We start from the raw sequence: 19220 nt of genomic DNA, 5'->3' as shown, positions 1-19220 counted from the left end.
TGACCGGCCCGAAGGCCCGTCGGCTACGCCTCAATCAGGTCCCCTCGCGGGGAATGATTACTTGAGGGTAACGGTTGCGCCGGCCTCTTCGAGGGAAGCCTTGGCCTTCTCGGCAGCGTCCTTGGCAACGCCCTCGAGGACGGCCTTCGGCGCGCCATCGACAACGGCCTTGGCCTCGCCGAGGCCCAGGCTGGTGAGCTCGCGCACAACCTTGATGACCTGGATCTTCTTGTCGCCGACGACGTCGAGGATGACGTCGAACGCGGTCTGCTCTTCGACCTCTTCAGCAGCAGCAGCGGGGCCAGCGGCTCCGGCAGCGGCGACGGGAGCGGCTGCGGTGACCTCGAAGGTCTCCTCGAATGCCTTGACGAACTCGGAGAGCTCGATGAGGGTCAGGCCCTTGAACTGCTCAAGCAGGTCTTCAGTGGAAAGCTTTGCCATGATGTACTCCTTTTAGTTTCTTAGAAATTCTTGAACCGTGATACCAGGCAGGTGCCTAGTTCGCGGACTCCTGCTTCTCACGCAGCGCGTCGATGGTGCGAACAGCCTTCGACAGCGGTGCCTGAAAGAGATAAGCGGCTCCGAACAGCGATGCCTTGAAGGCGCCGGCCAGCTTGGCCAGCAGCACCTCGCGGGACTCGAGGTCGGCAAGCTTGCCAACCTCCGCTGCGGTGAGCGGGTTACCGTCAAAGTAACCGCCCTTTACCACCAGGAGAGGGTTTGCCTTGGTAAAGGCACGCAGGGTCTTCGCGACGGCGACGGGGTCTCCGTGCACGAAAGCGATAGCGGACGGACCGACAAGTTCCTCGTCGAACGAGGTGATGCCGGCCTTGTTGGCCGCGATCTTGGTGAGCGTGTTCTTTACCACGGCGTACGTGGCGTCCTCACTGATGGACGTACGCAGGCTCTTGAGCTGCGCAACAGTGAGACCGCGGTACTCGGTGAGCAGAACGGCGGTCGAGCTTTCGAATTTCTCCGTAAGCTCGGCGACCGTTGCTTCCTTGTTCGCCATGGTGCTCCTCATTAATAATCATGTGCCGGGTAGCCCGGGGCGCAGACATGAAAAAAGCTCCAGCGCAGGGCGCCGGAGCTTGGGGAACAATCTAAAAGACTGCAACTGAACTTCGAACACCTGCGCGGGCCGTTCACGTGAATGAACCTTCGACTGCAGTTTGTCTTTCGACATCATGCAGCAACCGGCGGTCTGTGGCTGGAATGAACTCTACGGCACGCTGCGGGAGCGTGCAAATCGCGCAGGACGGGCATCCACTCCCTTAGCGGTGTTAAGTAGTTGACATTCATTTACTAGTTATCTATCGTTGATATTTGTCAATCAGTTAAGGAATCGTATGAGCCGCGCCAGTCGTACCGCCACGGAACCGGTCGCCGCTGCCTCCATGACCCACCGCCAGGTGCTCGAAGCGCTGTCGGGCCTGTTGCTGGGCATGTTCGTGTCGATTCTGGCCAACACCGTCGTGAGTACTTCGCTACCGCTCATTCTGAGTGATCTCAAGGGCTCGCAGTCCGCCTACACCTGGGTCGTCACGGCGACTTTGCTGGCCACGACGGTCAGCACGCCCATCTGGGGCAAGTTCGCCGACCTGTTCAACCGCAAGTTGCTCATTCAGCTGGCCCTCGGCGTGTTTGTGATCGGCAGCGCCCTCGCGGGTTTCTCCCAGGATGCCGGCACGCTGATCGCGTTCCGGGTGCTGCAGGGGCTCGGCGCAGGCGGTCTGGTCGCCCTCAGCCAGATCATCATGGCCGACATCATCAGTCCGCGCGAGCGCGGCCGCTACGCCGGGCTGTTCGGCGCAGTCATGGCCCTCGGCACCATCGGCGGCCCGCTGCTCGGCGGCGTTGTCACGGATGCTTTCGGCTGGCGCTGGAACTTCTTCATCGCCCTGCCGGTGGCGATTGTCGCGATCGTGCTGCTGCAACGCACCCTGCACCTGCCGCCGCGGGTCAAGCGGATCGTGCGCATCGATTATCTCGGCGCCGCGCTCATCACGAGCGGCGTCTCACTGTTGCTCATCTGGGTGACGCTGGCCGGTTCACAGTTCGGGTGGCTATCGCTGACCTCGTCGGTCATGGTGATTGGAGCCGTTCTCCTGCTCGTCGCGGCGATCATCGTGGAGTTTCGCGCGCCGGAACCGATCATTCCGCTCAGCCTCTTTCGCAACCACACCTTCAGCCTCTCGACCGTGGCGAGCCTCGCGGTCGGCGTCTCGCTGTTCGGCACCTCGGTCTATCTCAGCCAGTACATGCAACTCGCCCGCGGCGCAACGCCGACCGAGTCGGGCCTGCTCACGATTCCGATGATGGGTGGCCTGCTCATCTCGTCGACGCTATTCGGCACCGTGATCAGCCGGCGTGGCACGTGGAAGTCGATCATGGTCTCGGGCTCGGTGCTCATGCTCGTCGGCACGACCCTGCTCGGCACCCTCGACGTGAACACGAGCCTCATCTTCGTCGGCATCTACATGTTCATCCTCGGCGCCGGCGTTGGCATGGTCATGCAGAACCTGGTAGTGGTCGTGCAGAACACCATCGCGGTGCGGCACCTCGGCGTGGCCACGAGCTCGGTGACCTTCTTTCGCAGCCTCGGCGGCGCGGTCGGCGTCTCGGTGATGGGTTCCATTCTCGGCAGTGTCGTTACGGCGCAGATTCAGGACCGCGTCGGCAACCTCGGCCCCGGCAATCAAGCGAATGCCGGCCGGCTGCTCGGAGATGGCGTCATTCCGCAGGTAAATCTGCTACCCGATGCGCTGCGCATAATCGTGGAAACTGCCTACGGCTCCGGTGTTGGTACGATCTTTTTGATCAGCGCACCCCTGGCGCTCGTGACCCTACTCACGGTGTCGCTGCTGCCGAACTATGCGCTCGGCACGGAGACCGGCATCGATCGGGCCCGCAATATGGCCCTGGCTTCATCGCCGAAGGCCAAGCCGTGAGTGAGGTGGTCGACCCGCTCCTGGTAAATGGCGACAGCCCTGAACTGACCCGCGTCGAAGCGCAGATGGCCATGCTGGCCTCGCACATTCGGGCCAACACGCGTTCGACCGCGGCAGTGATCGACCCAACGCTCGAGCCGTTCGGACTGGCCTTGCTGCGCGTGCTCGCTCGCCGGGGCGAATCGCATGCGAGCGCTGTCGCCGATGTGCTCGCGGTGGATCGCAGCATGATCAGCCGCCAGGCCAAGTTGCTCTGCGCCCTCGGGCTCGTGGAGACCCGGGTTGATCCGCTCGACGGGCGCGCCCGCTTTTTAGCCCTGACGGCCCTTGCCGAAGAGAAACTTGCCGAGGTGCGCCGCAATCGTACGGCCCTCGTGCATCGCCGGCTCAGCCGGTGGACTCCCGCTGAGCTCGACCAGTTTGCCACTCTGCTGGAACGGCTGAACGAGGCCGACTAATCCTCCCTCGAGGCAGCGGCGAGCGGCAGCTCGACCCGAAACCGGGTGCGGCCCGGCTCGCTGTCGACGGTGACCGCGCCGCGGTGCGCCGCGACGACCGCGGCCACGATTGCGAGGCCGAGTCCGGTGCTGCCGGTTCCGCGAAAGCGTGAGCTGTCGCCCCTGGCGAACCGTTCGAACAGGGTGCTCCGGAGGTCTGCGGGTATGCCCGGTCCGTTGTCGGTGACCGTCATGACGGCCTGGTCGCCGACGGCTTTTAGCGCAACGACCACTTCGCTGCCGGCATCCGTGTGCACTCGCGCGTTGGCGAGCAGGTTCGTAATGACCTGGCGGAGGCGCGGTTCGTCGCCGATCGCCTCGATCGGTTCATCCGGCAGGTCGAGGTTCCAGACATGATCGGGACCGGCCGCGTGCGCGTCGCTGACGGCGTCGACGAGCAGCATGGTGAGGTCCACCGGCTCCATTTCGAGTTCGCGCCCTTCGTCGAGCCGGGCGAGCAGCAGCAGATCTTCAACCAGGCCGGTCATGCGCACCGACTCGGATTCGATCCGGCCGAGCGCGTGAATCGCGTCGGGCGGCAGTTGCTGGCCGCTGCGCCGCGTGAGTTCGGAATACCCACGAATCGAGGCGAGCGGGGTGCGCAACTCATGGCTCGCGTCGGCGACGAACTGGCGCACCTTGCGTTCACTGGCCTGCCGCGCCTCCAGGGCGAGGTCGACGTGGTCGAGCATGCGGTTGAGCGCGGCACCGACCCGACCCACCTCGGTGCGCGGATCGGTGTCGCCGACCGGAACCCGGTCGTCGAGCGAGACCTCGCCGCGGTCCAGGGGCAACTGCGCGACCCGGGTGGCGGTTGCAGTCACGCGTTGCAGCGGTCGCAGGGCCAGCCGCACGACCCAGGCGGCGATGACGGCGACGACGACGAGCCCGGCGAGCGAGACGAACGTGATGATCAGGGCCAGCTGTGCTGCGGTGGCCGCGACGCCGGACACGGGCAGCCCGACCAGGTAGAGGATGCCGCTGCGCGACGTTTGCGCCTGCACGCGGTACTCGCCGAGTTCACCGCCGAGGTGCACGGTGGCGGTGGCCGACTGGTTCGCCTGGTCGGCGAGCAGTCGCACCTGCTGGGCGGAGAGTTCTTCGATCGCGCCGCTCTCGTCGTCGGTATAACCCGTCGTGATGCTCGATCCGTCATAGACCAGAGCGAGCAGGCCGGGCGGCTGGGCGGGTCCGGCGAGGATGCTGTCGGCCGTGGGCGTACCGAAGTAGGTGTTCCCGGGGGTATCGCCGAAGCTGTCGCCATCATTGTCACCGATGCCGAGCACAGTTCCGGAGCGCTCGACAGCGGAGGCGAGCTGGAGGTCGAGGCGGTCAATGAGGGAGGCCCGCAGAATGACGACGCTCACCACACCGATGGTGATGCTCACGAGCGCGAGCAGCGCGACCACGGTGAGCACGAGACGCCGCTGCAGGGTCCAAAGCGCGCGGGGCTGGCGCCGCGGCATCCGCTGTGGTCGAAGCCCTGGCATCAGGCGGTTTTGAGCATGTAGCCTGCACCGCGCACCGTGTGGATCATCGGCTCGCGGCCGGCGTCGATCTTCTTGCGCAGGTAAGAGATATAAATCTCGACGACGCTCGACTTGCCACCGAAGTCGTAGCTCCAGACCCGGTCAAGGATCTGCGCCTTGCTGAGTACCCGGCGCGGGTTGCGCATGAGAAAGCGCAGCAGTTCAAACTCGGTCGCGGTGAGTTCGATGGCGGCGCCATCACGGAAGACCTCGTAACTGTCTTCGTCGAGAGTGAGATCGCCGACGGTGATGCGCGGATCGGTCGAGTCGGCCACGGCGAGGGTGGAACGGCGGATGAGACCTCGCAGCCGGGCGACGACCTCTTCGAGGCTGAACGGTTTGGTGACATAGTCGTCGCCGCCGGCGGTGAGCCCCGCGATGCGGTCGTCGAGCGAGTCCTTGGCGGTGAGAAAGAGCACGGGGGTTTCGTAGCCGTCGGCGCGCACCCGCTGCAGCACCTGCAGGCCGTCGATGTCGGGCAGCATGATGTCGAGCACGATGGCGTCTGGCCGAAACTCGCGGGCGATGGTGAGAGCCTGTCGGCCCTCGCCGGCGGTGCGCACCTCCCAGCCTTCGTAACGCAGGGCCATCGAGAGCAGATCGGTGAGGGTGGGTTCGTCGTCGACGACCAACACGCGGACGGCGCTGCCGTCGGCCTTGGTCAACCGCGGGCCGTGGCCGGTGTGGGTGCTCTGAGGTCTGCTCATTCTTACGAGTATCGGGCAGTTGGCTATGAACGAGCTATGAGTGCACCCGCGGAATCCTGTGGCCTGGCCTAAGCGGTCAGCGCGGCCAGGAGCGCCGGAGCTGGCATGAGCGCTTGGCTGCCGGGAACGAACAGTCGCTGGCAGCCGTCGAGTTCCACCTGGATCGGGCTGTCCAGCCGGGTGCCGGCACGCTCGGGCCAGACCACCGCGAACCGCGTGAAGTTGGCGTTGCACTCAGGCGCCTGCAGAGCGGATGCTGCAGCGGGGAGCAGCGCCGCGGCATCCGCTGCAAGGGTGGTCGCGCTCGAGAAGGTACCGAACTGCAGGCTCATCATGCCGCCGTTGAGTGCTTCGCCATCGAGGCCTTCGACGGATTCGAGCTCGGGTTCGGATTTCGAATCGACAGTGTAGACACAGACGCTGGCAGCGTCGACGCCGGCGTACGACGGGGGCTGGGGCGGCGACGCCGGAATCGTCGACAGCTCCGTCTCGTGCCCGATGTCGTTCGCACCCGGTAGGGTCTGCAGGCTCGTGACGCCGAACAACAGCGATTGCTCGGGCGCGCTCGTGCTCATGGCGCAGCCGGCGTCGAGGGCCGGGCGGGTGATCTGCAGCACGAGCGGCAGTTTGACCGTGTCGGTCAACTCGAGCTTGTCGAGCGCCTGCGAGGTCGCCGGCTTGGTTTTGCCGCAGGAGGTGCGCGGCCAGGCCGCTCGCACGGCCTCACCGTCGACGTTTTCAAGCCAGAGCTCCGGCACAAGCTCCATGTCGGCGGTACAGGCCTGGTTGAGGCCAGCTTGGTCGTTGGGTTCGTCGAGTGCGGCGAGCAGCGCGTCGAAATCGCCCGTGCGGGTCTCGACGGTCACGGCCGACCAGCGGCCCTCTGCGGTGTCGATGCTGCCGAAGAAGGTGCAGAGCGAGGCGGCGACCGGTTCGAAGCCGGCCGGAACCATGCCAGGCGTCGGGGCATCGGGACGCGTGGCGGTCAGATCGGTCTGGGCCGGGACGCCCTCTGGAACGACTATCCAGTTGTTATTGAGGTTGGGCGCCTGGCAGTCGACGCCAGCGGCGAGTTGCGCGACCGGGGTGTCTGTTGCGGCTGGGTAGCCGGGCAGGCCGGCGCACCCGCTGAGCAGCACGATGACCGCGATCGCCCCGGCGAACGCGCCCGAGCATGCACTGCGAGTTGAGTCTGTGACCTGCGACATCTGTTCCCCCGAGTGGTAGACGTGCTCCACGTTAGCGAGCCCAGGTTACTTCGCGATAACGATTCTCCGGCGAGCGCATGCGCCCAGCCAGGCAGACCCAGCCGAGCGTTGAATCGCGTCGCACCCCGTGGCGGTGGCGCGCCGACCGGGCGCGCGGGCACACAATAGGAGAGTGCCGAATTCCACGCTGTCCCTCTTCGATCTGGACCAGCCCTCGGCATCCGCTTCTCTGCCGGCGCCGCATACACTGCGCATCGTCGCCGACTCCACCGACCGGGTCGCGTGGCTGCGGGCGCGCAACCAGGGCATCACCGCAACGGATGTCGCGAAACTGTCAACGCCGAAATCCATCGTCAATGCCGCGCGAGACAAAATGCATGGTACGAGCTTCTCGGGCAACAGTTACACCGACCATGGTCGGGCCCGGGAACCGGTCATCGCCGAGTGGGTACTCGAGCACTACGGCATCGAGCCGAGCACCAACCTGTTTCGGTCGCTCGGGCACCCACGGCACCTGGCCACACCCGACGGGGTCGGCGTCGTGGCCGGTGGCGACCTGCACCTGGCCGAGATCAAGACCACGAGCAAGCCGTGGCGCAGCATTCCGCGCAGCTATCTGCGGCAGGTGTGGTGGCAGCAGTACGTGCTCGGCGCCGACCGCACCCTGCTGGTCTGGGAAGAGCACCTCGACTTCGTGCCGGTCGCGGCCGTGCCGCAATGTCGTTGGATCGAGCGCGACGAAGACCAGATCGCGATTCTCGTCGGCCTGGCGAACGCCCTGATCGACAACCTCGACCAGCAAGCCCGCCGCTAGCCTGCCCCTTCCTTTTTTAGGACTGGGCCCCGTCCCCAATGCACGCACCGGGGATGCAGCAGAATGGGGGCATGGCTACTGACTTCGAACTGCCGCCGACCATGAGCGCCCTCGTCATCGATGCGACCGGAGCCCCGGAGGTGCTGCACCTGGCCGAGAGGCCGCTGCCCCGGCAGATTTCCGACGAGGTGCTCGTGAGGGTCGCCGCCGCCGGCCTCAACCCCATCGACGCCAAGACGCGCTCGGGCAAGGGCGTCGCGGCCGCGATCGAGAGCTTCCCCGCTATTCTCGGCAACGACTTCAGCGGCATCGTCGTACGCGCCGCGTTCGAGGCCTCACCCCTGCAGCCCGGCGACGCGGTCTACGGCATGGGCCGGGTGCCACGCACCGGCGGCAGCTTCGCCGAGTACGTCTCGGTGTCGAGCATGAGCGTCACCCGCAAGCCGGCCAGGCTCAGCCACGCCGAGGCCGCCGCCGTTCCGATCGCCGCCCTCACCGCGTGGGGCATGGTCAAGCTGGCCGGTGCCGCCCCCGGGCAGCGGCTGCTCGTGCACGCCGCCAGCGGCGGCGTCGGCCACTTCGCGGTGCAGTTCGCGCGCGTGCTGGGCGCCCACGTGACCGCCACCGGATCCACCCGCAACCTCGATTTTCTGCGCGAGCTCGGCGCCGACGAGGTCATCGATTACACGACCACCCGCTTCGAAGACGTGGCGCAGAACCTCGACTCGGTCATCGACCTCATCGGCAACGTGCACGATGACACCGGCACCCGCTCGCTAACGGCGCTCCGCCCCGGTGGGCTCCTCGTGAACGCGCCGACCGGCAGCTGGCCGACCATGGCAGCGGATGCCGCGCGCGCCGGCCGCCGCGCGACCGGTTTCAAGGTGTCCCCCGACGCCCGCGCGCTCGACGAGATCTCGGCGATGCTCGACGCGGGTACCGTGCGGGTACACGTCGACGCGGTGTTCGAACTCGCCGACGGTGCCGCCGCACACCGTCTGATCGAGCAGGGGCATACCCGCGGCAAGATCGTGCTGCGCGTCTCGTAGCGTCCGGCCCGATTCGCGGGCGGTCTGCTCCGTCGAAGGCGATGCGCGTTTCGGGCTGACAGCCACCGATACCGGCGATGCCAGGCCGAATCGTGCTAGCCGAGCTCGCCAGCGGTAGCGGCGAATGGAGAACAACAGGGATATCGCAGTAATCCGCGGCAAAACACAAGTACGTCAACTAAAAGGAGACTTTCCAACGCTCGTTCGCCAGGCCCGGCGACAGCTCGAACAGACCGTTCCACCTGCAAATTGGAGTAACCCGTGGCATGGTCCAGACTGGAGTTTCACGAGGAGAGCGCATGACATCAGAGCATCCAACCGACAGAACCGGCCCGGTCATCGTGTGGTTTCGCGACGACCTGCGGATTGCCGACCACCCGGCCCTGCACGCTGCCCTCGAGCATGGCCAACCGATTGTGGCCGTCTACGTGCTCGACGAAGAGTCGGTCGGGGTGCGCCCGCTCGGCAGCGCGGCTCGCTGGTGGCTGCACCAGAGCCTCCGCTCCCTCACCGCCGACATCGAGGCACTCGGCGGCCGATTGCTTCTGCGCCGCGGTGCGGCCGGCCCGATCATGACCGCCCTGGTGCACGAAACGGATGCTTCCGCCGTGTTCTGGAACCGCCGCTATGGCTTGCCCGAACGCACGGTCGATACCGCGATCAAGAGTGACCTGCGTGCCAGCGGCATCGACGCCCACAGCTTCGCCGGTTCGCTCCTGTTCGAACCGTGGACGATCCAGACCGGCCAGGGCGGCTCCTACTCCGTCTTCACCCCGTTCTGGCGGGCGTGCACCGCCGGCCCGCCGCCCCGCGCACCCTATCCGGCACCGGATTCCATCCCGGGCTGGGCGGGTATCCTCGATGCGGATCCCCCCAGCTCCGACGACCTCGACTCCTGGGGCCTCGAACCCTCGCGCCCCGACTGGGCGGGCGGGCTCCGTGCCGCGTGGACGCCGGGTGAGGCCTCCGCTCACGCGCTGCTGCAGACTTTTCTGGACGGCTCGCTGCCCCGCTACGGTTCTGAACGTGACCAGCCGGCCCAGAACGCCACCTCGCGTCTCTCGCCCTACCTGCGCTGGGGCGAGATCAGTCCTTGTCAGGTGTGGTCAGCGACCCAGAGCGCGCAGCGCGGCCTTACCGGGACCGCCCTCACCAGCGCGACCCGCTTTCTCACCGAGGTCGGCTGGCGGGAGTTCACGTACCACGTGCTCTTCAATGCGCCCGATCTCGCGACAAAGAACCTGCGGCCCGCCTTCGACGCCTTCCCGTGGCCGCCGGTCGACCAAGAGGCCTTGGCGGCCTGGCAGCAGGGTCGCACCGGCTTTGCCCTCGTCGATGCCGGTATGCGCGAACTGTGGCGCACCGGAAGTATGCACAATCGGGTACGCATGGTGACCGCATCATTCCTGATCAAGAATATGTTGGTCGATTGGCGCGAGGGCGAGCGGTGGTTCTGGGACACGCTGGTCGATGCCGACCCGGCGAGCAACCCGTTCGGCTGGCAGTGGGTGGCCGGCTCAGGGGCGGATGCCGCGCCCTACTTTCGCATCTTCAATCCCAACCTGCAGGCGGCCAAGTTCGACCCCCACCAGCAGTACATTCGGGAGAACGTACCCGAATACGGTACGGATGCCTACCCTGCGCCGCTCGTGGACCTCGGCGAGACGCGTCGCGCCGCCCTCGCCGCCTACGAAAGCGTCAAGAACCCGAGCGCCTGAACCGGCCGGGCGGGCCAGACGTAAAAACGGGCAAACAGCCAGGTCCACCCCTGTGATGATGCCGGGGTGTATCCAACCATCTGCCCGCTCTTGCGAACCCGCAGGGCTACCCGCGGAAACTACCTAGAAGAACCGAGCATACGCTCCGACCGTGAGGAACGTCGGAAACTCGGGCTCGAGAGCCGAGGTACGCAGCACGGCGAGGGCGTCGTCGAAACGGTCAGTGGGCGTGCGCTCGAGACCGTCCACGATCTCGTCGAGCACCTCTTCGACCCAGTCAGAGTCGATCCGGCGGCCCTCGGCGGTGACCGAGTTCTCGTGGATCCACTGCCAGAGCTGCGAACGGGAGATTTCCGCGGTCGCGGCGTCTTCCATCAGGTTGTCGATGGCCGCAGCGCCCACGCCGCGCAACCAGGACTCGATGTAGCGCAGCGCAATGAGCACGTTGCCGCGCACACCGGCCTCGGTGATCTGCCCTCCAACCGAAGCGACGTCGAGCAGGTCAGCAGCGCTCACATTCACCTCCGGGCGGGTGCGTTCGAGCTGGTTCGGCCGGTCGCCGAGAACCTTATCGAACTCGGCCTGCGCGGTCGGGATCAGGTCGGGGTGCGCGACCCAGGAACCATCGAAGCCGTCGGTGGCTTCACGCTTTTTGTCGGCGGCAACCTGGGCGAGCGCCTGCTCGGTGACCGCGGGGTCGCGACGGTTGGGGATGAAGGCGCTCATGCCGCCGATCGCGAAGGCTCCACGACGGTGGCAGGTGGCGACGAGCAGCTCGGTGTACGCCCGCATGAACGGCACGGTCATGGTGATCTGCTTGCGGTCGGGGAACACGAACCGGCTGCCGCGGGCACGGAAGGTCTTGATGATGCTGAAGATGTAGTCCCAGCGTCCGGCATTCAGGCCGGCGCAGTGGTCCCGCAGTTCGTAGAGGATTTCTTCCATCTCAAAGCCGGCCTGGATCGTCTCGATCAGAACGGTGGCGCGCACCGTGCCGTACTCAATGCCCAGACGCTCTTCGGCGAAGGTAAAGATGTCATTCCACAAGCGGGCTTCCTTGTGGCTTTCCAGCTTGGCTAGATAGAAATACGGGCCGGTACCGTTCTCAATCAGCTTTTTGGCATTGTGAAAGAAGTACAGACCGAAGTCGATGAGGCTACCAGAGGACTTCATGCGGCGGTTGGCGCGGTCGATGAACGTGATGTGCTTCTCAACGAGGTGCCAGCCGCGCGGACGCATCACGATGGTCGGCAACGACTCGTTGGTGATCTCGTACTTCTTACCCTCGGGACTCGTGAAGCTGAGTTGGCCGCGCACCTGATCGAACAGGGTCAGCTGGCCCTCGATCACGTTGGTCCAGGTCGGGCTCGTGGCGTCTTCCTGGTCGGCGAGCCACACCTTCGCGCCCGAGTTGAGCGCGTTTATGGCCATCTTGCGGTCGGTCGGACCGGTGATCTCCACCCGGCGATCTTCCAGGCCGGGTCCGGCTCCCGCAACGCTCCATGCGGGATCGAGACGGATGCCCTCGGTCTCGCTCAAGAATTTGGGATCGCGACCGTTCGCGGCATCCACTCGAGTCTGCAGACGGGCAGCAAGCAGATCGTGTCGGGTTCCGGCGAAGCGCTCGTGCAGTTCGGCGAGGAATTCCAGGGCGTCGGGCGTGAGGATTTCGTCGTAGCGATCGCCGACATGGCCGGTGACCTCGAGGTGCGGACGAATCGTGGCGAAGCCGCCGGTCGTCGTCTTCACGGCTTCGGTGCTCGTCGACACGGAGGCGACCGGCTGATCGATTGTCGGGTTCGGGGTGTTCATGGTCTGGCTCCTTGCGAAAGTAGATGGTACCGACAGGGGGCGACCCGCGACGGCGGTTCGCCCGATCTCAGGCGGAGGGGGACGTATTGTTCTGCTTCGGTCGAATCGACGAGGGCGAGGGTTCTGCGGTCGTGATTCAAAAGTCGGTGCTTGCCTGTGCCTTTACTCTGCCCGGTCCAGGCCGGGGCAAACCACTATCGGGCAGCAGAAAAAACCGTGTTCTTCTGATTGTGGAAACTTTTCAAACGTGTGACACTGAGCAGATGGTTCCCGCAGATGCTCTCGCCGCCCTGTCTTCCCTTGGCGTTGATGAACCCGAACTCGATGCCCTGACGCTGGGCCGTCGCATTCGGGAGCTGCGCACCATGCGTCGGATGACGCTCGATGCCCTCGCCGCCGCGATCGACCGCGCACCCTCGCAGGTGTCGATGATGGAGAACGGCAAACGCGAACCACGTCTCTCCATGCTGCGCACCATCGCCCTCGCGCTCGGCACCACCGTCGAGGAACTGATGCGAACGGATGCCCCCTCCGAGCGAGCCGCCCTGGAAATCTCGGTCGAGCGCGCCCAACGTGGGCCGGTGTTCCAGGCGCTCGGACTTCCCCGAATTCGGGTGAGCAAGGGCCAGAGCGATGAGACACTGCAGACCATCCTGAGCCTGCACAATGAAATCGACCGGCTCAACCGGGAACGCGCAGCCACGCCGGAAGAGGCCCGACGGGCCAACTCCGCCCTGCGCCAGATCATGCGTCAGCAGGACAACTACTTTCCCGAGTTGGAGGCGCAGGCCCTCGAGCTGCTCACCGCGGTCGGGCACTCGGGCGGTCCGGTGTCCCAGCAGCTCGTAGCGGATATGGCTACCCACCTCGGCTTTTCGCTGCACTACGTGAACGACCTGCCGCACTCCACCCGTTCGGTCACCGACAAACGCAACGGGCGTATCTACCTGCCGACCGAACGTTCCGCGTCGCGGGACTCCCGCTCGCCGATCGTCCAGGCGTTCGCGAGCCACCTGTGCGCACACGAAGAGCCGAAAAATTACGCCGAATTTCTGCGTCAGCGGGTGGAGACCAACTATCTCACCGCAGCGATTCTGCTGCCGGAACGTGACGCGGTGCGCATGCTGGCCGAGGCGAAGACCCTGCGACGAATCTCCATGGAAGACTTGCGGGACGCCTTCGCGGTTTCCTACGAGATGGCGGCGCACCGCTTCACCAACCTCGCTACGGCCCGGCTGGACATTCCGGTGCACTTCATGAAGGTGCACGAGTCCGGCACGATCATCAAAGCCTACGAGAACGACAATGTGCGATTTCCCAGCGACGCGCTCGGCGCGGTCGAGGGCACCACGGTCTGCCGCAGCTGGACGGCCCGCACCGTCTTCGACGTCGAGGACCGCTTCAGCGCCTGGTACCAGTACACGGACATGCCATCCGGAAGTTTTTGGTGCACCTCCCGCATCGAGAAGGCCAAGGAAGGCGAGTATTCCGTGAGCGTGGGCGTGCCTTTCGCCCACGTGAAGTGGTTCCGAGGCCGGGAGACCCTGCACCGCGCGATGTCGCTCTGCCCCGACGAGTCCTGCTGTCGCCGTGCGCCCGACAACCTCGCCGGTCGCTGGGCCGGGCAATCCTGGCCGGCCGCGCGCACCCCGACGAGCCTGCTTGCCGCGCTGCCCACCGGCACGTTTCCCGGCGTCGATCAGACCGAAGTGTACGAGTTCCTCGAGGCCCACTCGCCGCACTGACCCGGGCCGGGCTGTTGGACAGATGGGTGGCGCATCCTTTTTCAGAAGAAAACAAACCGGTACGTTGTAAGCAATAGTTTTCGGTAGCATGGTCAGGGCGTTGCAATGCTTCGAGCCGGGGCATTTTTGCGGTGCCACGCAACAGAGATTGTCGGTCGGGTTTTTTCATGCGCCGCCGCTCCTCTCGACCTACTGAAATGCGAGCCGACTATGTGTGACGCTCGTCGTGTGCTTCGTCGCCTCCATCGTGTCGTGCGAGCGGGGATCCCCTCGGTCGAAGCATCGACGGTCGAGCCGCACGAGCGCATCGTGTCGCCCACTCCGGCCGAGATGACCGCGCCCATGCCGTCGCACTGGTTTCGCTCGGCTGCGCTGCTCGACGTGCGGGGGCTCCAGGTCGGGGCGACGGCGCAGGCGAGTGCACCACGGTTGGTCAACGGCATCTCGCTGTCGATTACCCGCGGCGAGGTCGTCGGGCTGGTCGGTGACGACTTTTCGGGCGCCTTGGAGGTGGCCCAGTGCATCGCCGGGGTGCTGCCAACGCCGGCCACCATTCGTTCCGGGTCGATCCTGTTCAACGGTGTCGAACTGGTCGGACGGCCCACGCGATCGCGTAACCTGCTGCGGGATACGAAAATCGCGTATTTGTCCCGCGATCCGCTCGCCGGCCTTGACCCCGCGGTGACGGTCGGAACCCAGCTGGCCGCTCCACTGCGTTCGTCTTTCGGCCTGTCGAAACTGGCCGCCTACGAGCGTTCGATCAACCTGCTGCAGGAGGCCGGCGTTGAGTGCCCCGAGCGCACGTTTGCCTCATTTCCGCGCGACGTGTCGGCGACGCTGGCGCTGCGGGTGCAGATTGCCGGCGCCCTCGCCGGCGGTCCGAACCTCCTGGTGGCCGACGACCCGACAGACGCCCTGAACGCATCTGACAGCTCCGAGATTCTTGACCTGCTGCGCCAGTTGCAGCGCGAACGCACGATGACCATGATCATCGTGACCCGCTCGGTGCGAGTGGCAGCTCTCATCTGCCATCGGGTCGCCGTGGTGCGCACCGGCGGGATTGTGGAATACGCGTCCGTCGCCGACCTCGTCGGCTCGCCCAAGCATCCGTACACCCGAGAGCTGCTCTACGCGGCCGGGAACGAGTGGCCGAGCAGTCCGGCCCTGTAGATCGCAGTCCGGCGTCTGCTTGGAATCATTGCATGCCGAATGTTCTGCGGTATCGTCGCGGTAGGGCACCGTTGCCCCTCCCGGCTTTTCGAAAGGACCACATGTCTATCCGTGAACTCCGCAACTTCGTCAATGGGGACTACGCCTCCTCGACGGCCGGCGAGCAGCTGGATATCATCAACCCGGCCACCGAAAAGGTCTACGCGCGCACCCCCATCTCGACCGAGGCCGACGTGGCCGGGGCTTACACCGCCGCCGCCGCCGCGTTTGAGACCTGGGGCCAGACAACCCCCGGCGAACGCCAGCACGCCCTGCTCAAGTTTGCTGATGCGCTCGAGTCGCGGGCCGAAGAACTCGCCGACGCCGAATGCGAGAACACGGGCAAGCCGCGCGCCGGCATCGTCGGCGACGAGGTGGAGGTCATGATCGACCAGGTGCGCTTTTTCGCCGGAGCCGCCCGGCTGCTTGAAGGCAAAGCCGCCGGCGAGTATATGAAGGACCATACCTCCTTCGTGCGGCGCGAGCCGATCGGCGTCGTCGGCCAGGTGACCCCGTGGAACTACCCAATGATGATGGCGATCTGGAAGATCGCTCCGGCGCTGGCCGCCGGCAACACCGTCGTGCTCAAGCCGAGCGACTCGACCCCGGTCTCGACCCTGCTGCTGGCCGAGATCGCCTCCGAATTTCTGCCGGCCGGCACATTCAACGTAGTGGCCGGAAACCGCGATACCGGTCGCGCCCTGGTCACCAACCGCACCCCGCAACTCGTTTCGATCACCGGTTCGGTGCGCGCCGGCATGGAGGTCGCCGGTGCTGCCGCCCTCGACCTGAAGCGCGTGCACCTCGAGCTGGGAGGCAAGGCCCCGGTGATCGTCTTCAACGACGCCGACATCCAACAGGCCGTCGAGGGCATCTCCGGCGCCGGGTTCTACAACGGCGGCCAGGACTGCACGGCGGCGACCCGCGTGCTCGTGCAGGAGGGAATCCACGACGAATTCGTCGCCGCCCTCGCCGCCTATGCTCAGGACAACGCCCGAACCGGCGCTCCGCTCGACGAAGGGATCCTGTTTGGTGCACTCTCGAGCGCCGACCAGTTGGCTCGCGTCGAGGGCGTCATCTCACGCCTGCCCGACCACGCCACTCTCGCGCTCGGCGGCCACCGCCAGGGCACAACGGGCTACTTTCACGAAGCCACCATCGTCGCCGACCTGCTGCAGACTGATGAGGCCGTGCAGAACGAGATCTTCGGCCCGGTTATCACCGCGCAAAAATTCACCGATGAGGCCCAAGCCCTCACCTGGGCGAATGACGTGCAGTACGGGCTGGCTTCTTCGGTGTGGACGACGAACTACTCAGTTGCGATGCGCATGGCAAAGAACCTCGACTTCGGCTGTGTCTGGATCAACACGCACATTCCGCTCGTGGCCGAGATGCCGCACGGTGGTTTCAAGCACTCCGGCTACGGCAAGGACCTCTCCATGTACGGGCTCGAGGACTACACCCGCATCAAGCACGTCATGAGCTTTATCGGCTAGCAGCATCCGCTCAAAGCAAAGTAGGGCCCGTCCGAAGACGGGCCCTACTTTTCTACGAGGATACTTAGATGCTGTTCACGTCGAGCGGGATGCCCGGACCGAAGGTGGTCGAGACGACGCCCTTCGTGATGTAGCGGCCCTTGGACGAGCTCGGCTTGAGACGAACAATCTCTTCGAGCGCTGCCGCGATGTTCTCGCCCAGCTGCTCAACGGAGAACGAGGCCTTGCCGACGACGAAGTGAACGTTGGAGTGCTTGTCAACGCGGAATTCGATCTTTCCGCCCTTGATGTCGGACACGGCCTTCGCGACGTCGGGCGTCACGGTTCCGGTTTTCGGGTTGGGCATGAGGCCACGCGGGCCGAGCACCTTTCCAAGACGACCGACCTTACCCATGAGCTCGGGGGTCGAGACGGCGGAGTCGAACGAGGTGTAACCGCCGGCTACCTTCTCGATGAGCTCGTCGCCACCGACCTCGTCGGCGCCGGCGGCGATCGCGGCTTCGGCGGCGGGGCCGGTGGCGAAGACGATGACGCGGGCGGTACGGCCGGTGCCGTGCGGGAGGATGACGGTTCCACGAACCATCTGGTCGGCCTTGCGGGGATCGACTCCGAGGCGAAGTGCGACCTCAACCGTGGAGTTGAACTTCGCGGAGCCGGTCTCCTTGGCGAGGGCTACAGCCTCGGCCGGGGTGAAGACGTTGTCTTCGCCGATTTTCGCGGCGGAGGCGCGGTACGCCTTTGACTTGGTTGCCATGTTAAATCTCCTGTATGTACTTCAGAGTGTGGTGCGAGCCTGGCAGGCTCTTCCACTAATTGCTAAGGGTGCACAGGCGCCGTTTGGCGCCGAAGCGGTGGCGTGCTTAGGCGCTGACCGTGATGCCCATGGAGCGGGCGGTTCCGGCGATGATCTTCGCGGCGGCGTCGATGTCGTTGGCGTTGAGGTCAACCATCTTCGCTTCGGCGATCTCGCGGACCTGGGCCTGGGTGAGGTTGGCAACCTTGACGGTGTGCGGGGTTCCACTGCCCTTGGCTACGCCAGCGGCCTTCTTGATGAGCTCCGCTGCGGGCGGGGTCTTCAGGATGAACGTGAACGAACGGTCGTCGTAGACGGTGATCTCAACGGGGATGACGTTGCCGCGCTGAGCTTCGGTCGCTGCGTTGTAGGCCTTGCAGAATTCCATGATGTTCACGCCGTGCTGGCCCAGTGCCGGCCCGATGGGCGGTGCGGGGTTGGCTGCGCCGGCCTTGATCTGAAGTTTGATCAGACCTGTAACCTTCTTCTTCGGTGCCATTGTGTTGTCCTTTTTATTGATGTTCGAGCAGCCCGCGGGCCGCTCTCCCGGTGGCCCGGATGGGCCCCGGTGGTTTGGGAGAACCGAACGCGCGTGGATATCCCCGGTGGGGCATCCGCTTTCGTCGGTTAGAGCTTGGTTACCTGGTCGAAGCTGAGCTCGACCGGGGTCTCGCGCTCGAACAGGGAGACGAGCACGATGAGCTTGCCGCTCTCCGGCTTGATCTCGCTGATTGAGCCGGGCAGGCCCGCGAACGAACCTTCCTTGATCGTGATGGTCTCGCCGATTTCGTAGTCAACCTCGGCCGCGATGACGCGCTGCGCTGACTTTCCGGGCGCGCCGCCGGCCTTGGTCGGAGCTTCGACGATCTCGACGAGTCCTTTGAGCATGCCGAAGGCCTCTTCGAAGCGCAGCGGGGTGGGGTTGTGGGCGTTGCCGACGAAGCCGGTCACGCCGGGGGTGTGGCGAACAACCGACCAGCTGTCTTCGTCGAGGTCCATCCGAACGAGAACGTAGCCGGGGATGCGCACGCGGGTGACCATCTTGCGCTGGCCGTTCTTGATCTCGACGACATCTTCCATGGGAACTTCGCACTGGTAGATGAAGTCTTCCATCGCCATCGACTGCTTGCGGTTTTCGATGTTCGATTTCACGCGGCGCTCGAAACCGGCGTAGGAGTGGATGACGTACCACTTGCCCGGCAGGAAGCGCAGTTCCTTGCGGAAGGCTTCGTAGGGGTCGATCTCTTCGTCGGACGCTTCAGCATCCACTTCACCGGCACTGGTTTCGGCGGTAACGAGCTCGTCCTCGTCTTCAACGGCTTCGACGGATGCGTCGGCTTCTTCGGCGGAATCGATGTCGAGGGCGTCGTCGACGATGGCGTCGGCTTCGGGGTCGGCGGACTCGGCGAGTGCATCGAGTGCGGCGTCGAGATTGATCTCAACGTCGTCATTTTCGTCGATGACGTGCAGGGCTGCCTGCTCGGCGGCCTCTACGGAGTCTTCGTCGGCGGCGAGGGTGTTGCCCTCTTGCGCCTCGTCTTCCTCGGAGGACTGCTCGGCGGCAGTGGCCCAGTCGACATCGTCGTGCTTCGTCTCAGTCACTAGAATCTCAATCCTTAATATTTTTCTACCGGTGCAAGTTGTCTGGACACGTTTCCATGCCGGTGATGCGGGCGTTCCGCCTAGCGGATG

General features: G+C 65.2%; 17 protein-coding genes. 8 read left to right on the top strand and 9 right to left on the bottom strand.

The features are described from left to right. Positions 1–57: 57 nt before the first annotated feature. Positions 58–441 carry a 50S ribosomal protein L7/L12 gene (gene rplL, locus E3T47_RS07935; RefSeq protein WP_134555541.1) on the bottom strand — a complete coding sequence of 128 codons (384 nt, stop codon included), beginning with the start codon at positions 439–441 and terminating at the stop codon, positions 58–60. A gap of 55 nt (positions 442–496) precedes the next feature. After that, positions 497–1012, bottom strand: coding sequence for a 50S ribosomal protein L10 (rplJ, locus tag E3T47_RS07930; RefSeq protein WP_092106287.1), 516 nt, complete (start codon positions 1010–1012; stop codon positions 497–499). A 337-nt stretch (positions 1013–1349) separates the two neighbouring features. On the opposite strand from rplJ, the gene E3T47_RS07925 reads away from it, so the two are divergent. Further along, positions 1350–2951 (top strand): MDR family MFS transporter, encoded by a 1602-nt coding sequence (locus tag E3T47_RS07925; RefSeq protein WP_241982071.1) that lies wholly within the window; start codon positions 1350–1352, stop codon positions 2949–2951. Continuing rightward, positions 2948–3409 carry a MarR family winged helix-turn-helix transcriptional regulator gene (locus tag E3T47_RS07920; RefSeq protein WP_134555540.1) on the top strand — a complete coding sequence of 154 codons (462 nt, stop codon included), beginning with the start codon at positions 2948–2950 and terminating at the stop codon, positions 3407–3409. Before E3T47_RS07925 ends, E3T47_RS07920 begins: the two co-directional genes overlap by 4 nt. Here the strand turns inward: E3T47_RS07920 and E3T47_RS07915 are convergent. The 3 genes from E3T47_RS07915 to E3T47_RS07905 form a co-directional block, all read right to left on the bottom strand. Continuing rightward, positions 3406–4938 carry a sensor histidine kinase gene (locus E3T47_RS07915; protein ID WP_134555539.1) on the bottom strand — a complete coding sequence of 511 codons (1533 nt, stop codon included), beginning with the start codon at positions 4936–4938 and terminating at the stop codon, positions 3406–3408. The two genes, E3T47_RS07920 and E3T47_RS07915, sit on opposite strands and share 4 nt — an antisense overlap. Next, positions 4938–5684, bottom strand: a complete 747-nt coding sequence (locus E3T47_RS07910) for a response regulator transcription factor (protein ID WP_134555538.1) — start codon at positions 5682–5684, stop codon at positions 4938–4940. Before E3T47_RS07910 ends, E3T47_RS07915 begins: the two co-directional genes overlap by 1 nt. A gap of 68 nt (positions 5685–5752) precedes the next feature. Beyond that, on the bottom strand, positions 5753–6892 hold the full coding sequence (locus E3T47_RS07905) for a hypothetical protein (protein WP_134555537.1): 1140 nt from the start codon (positions 6890–6892) through the stop codon (positions 5753–5755). 229 nt (positions 6893–7121) lie between these two features. Here E3T47_RS07905 and E3T47_RS07900 point away from each other — a divergent pair, with 229 nt between their 5' ends. The 3 genes from E3T47_RS07900 to E3T47_RS07890 all read left to right on the top strand — a co-directional run bounded on the left by E3T47_RS07900 (position 7122) and on the right by E3T47_RS07890 (position 10473). Next, positions 7122–7706, top strand: a complete 585-nt coding sequence (locus E3T47_RS07900; protein WP_134555668.1) for a YqaJ viral recombinase family protein — start codon at positions 7122–7124, stop codon at positions 7704–7706. Positions 7707–7777: 71 nt separating this feature from the next. Continuing rightward, the gene (locus E3T47_RS07895; RefSeq protein ID WP_241982069.1) at positions 7778–8755 is read left to right on the top strand and encodes an NADP-dependent oxidoreductase; all 978 of its coding nucleotides are present in this window, start codon (positions 7778–7780) and stop codon (positions 8753–8755) included. A 299-nt stretch (positions 8756–9054) separates the two neighbouring features. Continuing rightward, entirely contained in the window at positions 9055–10473 is a 1419-nt protein-coding gene (locus E3T47_RS07890; RefSeq protein ID WP_134555536.1) for a cryptochrome/photolyase family protein, read from the top strand. A 123-nt stretch (positions 10474–10596) separates the two neighbouring features. Here E3T47_RS07890 and aceB read toward each other — a convergent pair whose 3' ends face one another. Then, on the bottom strand, positions 10597–12285 hold the full coding sequence (gene aceB / locus E3T47_RS07885) for a malate synthase A (protein ID WP_134555535.1): 1689 nt from the start codon (positions 12283–12285) through the stop codon (positions 10597–10599). 263 nt (positions 12286–12548) lie between these two features. Here aceB and E3T47_RS07880 point away from each other — a divergent pair, with 263 nt between their 5' ends. From E3T47_RS07880 to E3T47_RS07870, 3 genes are all read left to right on the top strand, one after another. Continuing rightward, the gene (locus E3T47_RS07880) at positions 12549–14030 is read left to right on the top strand and encodes a helix-turn-helix transcriptional regulator (RefSeq protein WP_134555534.1); all 1482 of its coding nucleotides are present in this window, start codon (positions 12549–12551) and stop codon (positions 14028–14030) included. Between the two features lie 228 nt (positions 14031–14258). Then, positions 14259–15200, top strand: a complete 942-nt coding sequence (locus tag E3T47_RS07875) for an ATP-binding cassette domain-containing protein (RefSeq protein WP_166805659.1) — start codon at positions 14259–14261, stop codon at positions 15198–15200. Positions 15201–15301: 101 nt separating this feature from the next. Further along, on the top strand, positions 15302–16735 hold the full coding sequence (locus E3T47_RS07870; protein ID WP_134555532.1) for an aminobutyraldehyde dehydrogenase: 1434 nt from the start codon (positions 15302–15304) through the stop codon (positions 16733–16735). Between the two features lie 64 nt (positions 16736–16799). On the opposite strand, the gene rplA is transcribed toward E3T47_RS07870, so the two are convergent. The 3 genes from rplA to nusG all read right to left on the bottom strand — a co-directional run bounded on the left by rplA (position 16800) and on the right by nusG (position 19130). Beyond that, complete coding sequence (gene rplA, locus E3T47_RS07865) at positions 16800–17489, bottom strand: 50S ribosomal protein L1 (RefSeq protein WP_134555531.1); 690 nt, start codon at positions 17487–17489, stop codon at positions 16800–16802. 106 nt (positions 17490–17595) lie between these two features. Further along, entirely contained in the window at positions 17596–18027 is a 432-nt protein-coding gene (rplK, locus tag E3T47_RS07860; protein WP_092106326.1) for a 50S ribosomal protein L11, read from the bottom strand. Positions 18028–18155: 128 nt separating this feature from the next. Continuing rightward, on the bottom strand, positions 18156–19130 hold the full coding sequence (nusG, locus tag E3T47_RS07855) for a transcription termination/antitermination protein NusG (protein WP_134555530.1): 975 nt from the start codon (positions 19128–19130) through the stop codon (positions 18156–18158). Between the last annotated feature and the right edge of the window lie 90 nt (positions 19131–19220).

This window comes from Cryobacterium ruanii, assembly GCF_004404055.1.
Lineage (GTDB): Bacteria > Actinomycetota > Actinomycetes > Actinomycetales > Microbacteriaceae > Cryobacterium > Cryobacterium ruanii.
Note: the sequence above shows the minus strand (reverse complement) of the source record. Positions and strands in the feature narration are given on the sequence as shown.

Excerpts from the sequence above, each read along its gene's own strand:
- rplK (WP_092106326.1), bottom strand. The coding sequence starts at position 18,027 with ATGGCACCGAAGAAGAAGGTTACAGGTCTGATCAAACTTCAGATCAAG.
- E3T47_RS07880 (WP_134555534.1), top strand. The coding sequence starts at position 12,549 with ATGGTTCCCGCAGATGCTCTCGCCGCCCTGTCTTCCCTTGGCGTTGAT.
- aceB (WP_134555535.1), bottom strand. The coding sequence starts at position 12,285 with ATGAACACCCCGAACCCGACAATCGATCAGCCGGTCGCCTCCGTGTCG.
- E3T47_RS07910 (WP_134555538.1), bottom strand. The coding sequence starts at position 5,684 with ATGAGCAGACCTCAGAGCACCCACACCGGCCACGGCCCGCGGTTGACC.
- E3T47_RS07895 (WP_241982069.1), top strand. The coding sequence starts at position 7,778 with ATGGCTACTGACTTCGAACTGCCGCCGACCATGAGCGCCCTCGTCATC.
- rplL (WP_134555541.1), bottom strand. The coding sequence starts at position 441 with ATGGCAAAGCTTTCCACTGAAGACCTGCTTGAGCAGTTCAAGGGCCTG.
- E3T47_RS07890 (WP_134555536.1), top strand. The coding sequence starts at position 9,055 with ATGACATCAGAGCATCCAACCGACAGAACCGGCCCGGTCATCGTGTGG.
- E3T47_RS07905 (WP_134555537.1), bottom strand. The coding sequence starts at position 6,892 with ATGTCGCAGGTCACAGACTCAACTCGCAGTGCATGCTCGGGCGCGTTC.
- rplJ (WP_092106287.1), bottom strand. The coding sequence starts at position 1,012 with ATGGCGAACAAGGAAGCAACGGTCGCCGAGCTTACGGAGAAATTCGAA.
- E3T47_RS07925 (WP_241982071.1), top strand. The coding sequence starts at position 1,350 with ATGAGCCGCGCCAGTCGTACCGCCACGGAACCGGTCGCCGCTGCCTCC.
- rplA (WP_134555531.1), bottom strand. The coding sequence starts at position 17,489 with ATGGCAACCAAGTCAAAGGCGTACCGCGCCTCCGCCGCGAAAATCGGC.
- E3T47_RS07915 (WP_134555539.1), bottom strand. The coding sequence starts at position 4,938 with ATGCCAGGGCTTCGACCACAGCGGATGCCGCGGCGCCAGCCCCGCGCG.
- E3T47_RS07870 (WP_134555532.1), top strand. The coding sequence starts at position 15,302 with ATGTCTATCCGTGAACTCCGCAACTTCGTCAATGGGGACTACGCCTCC.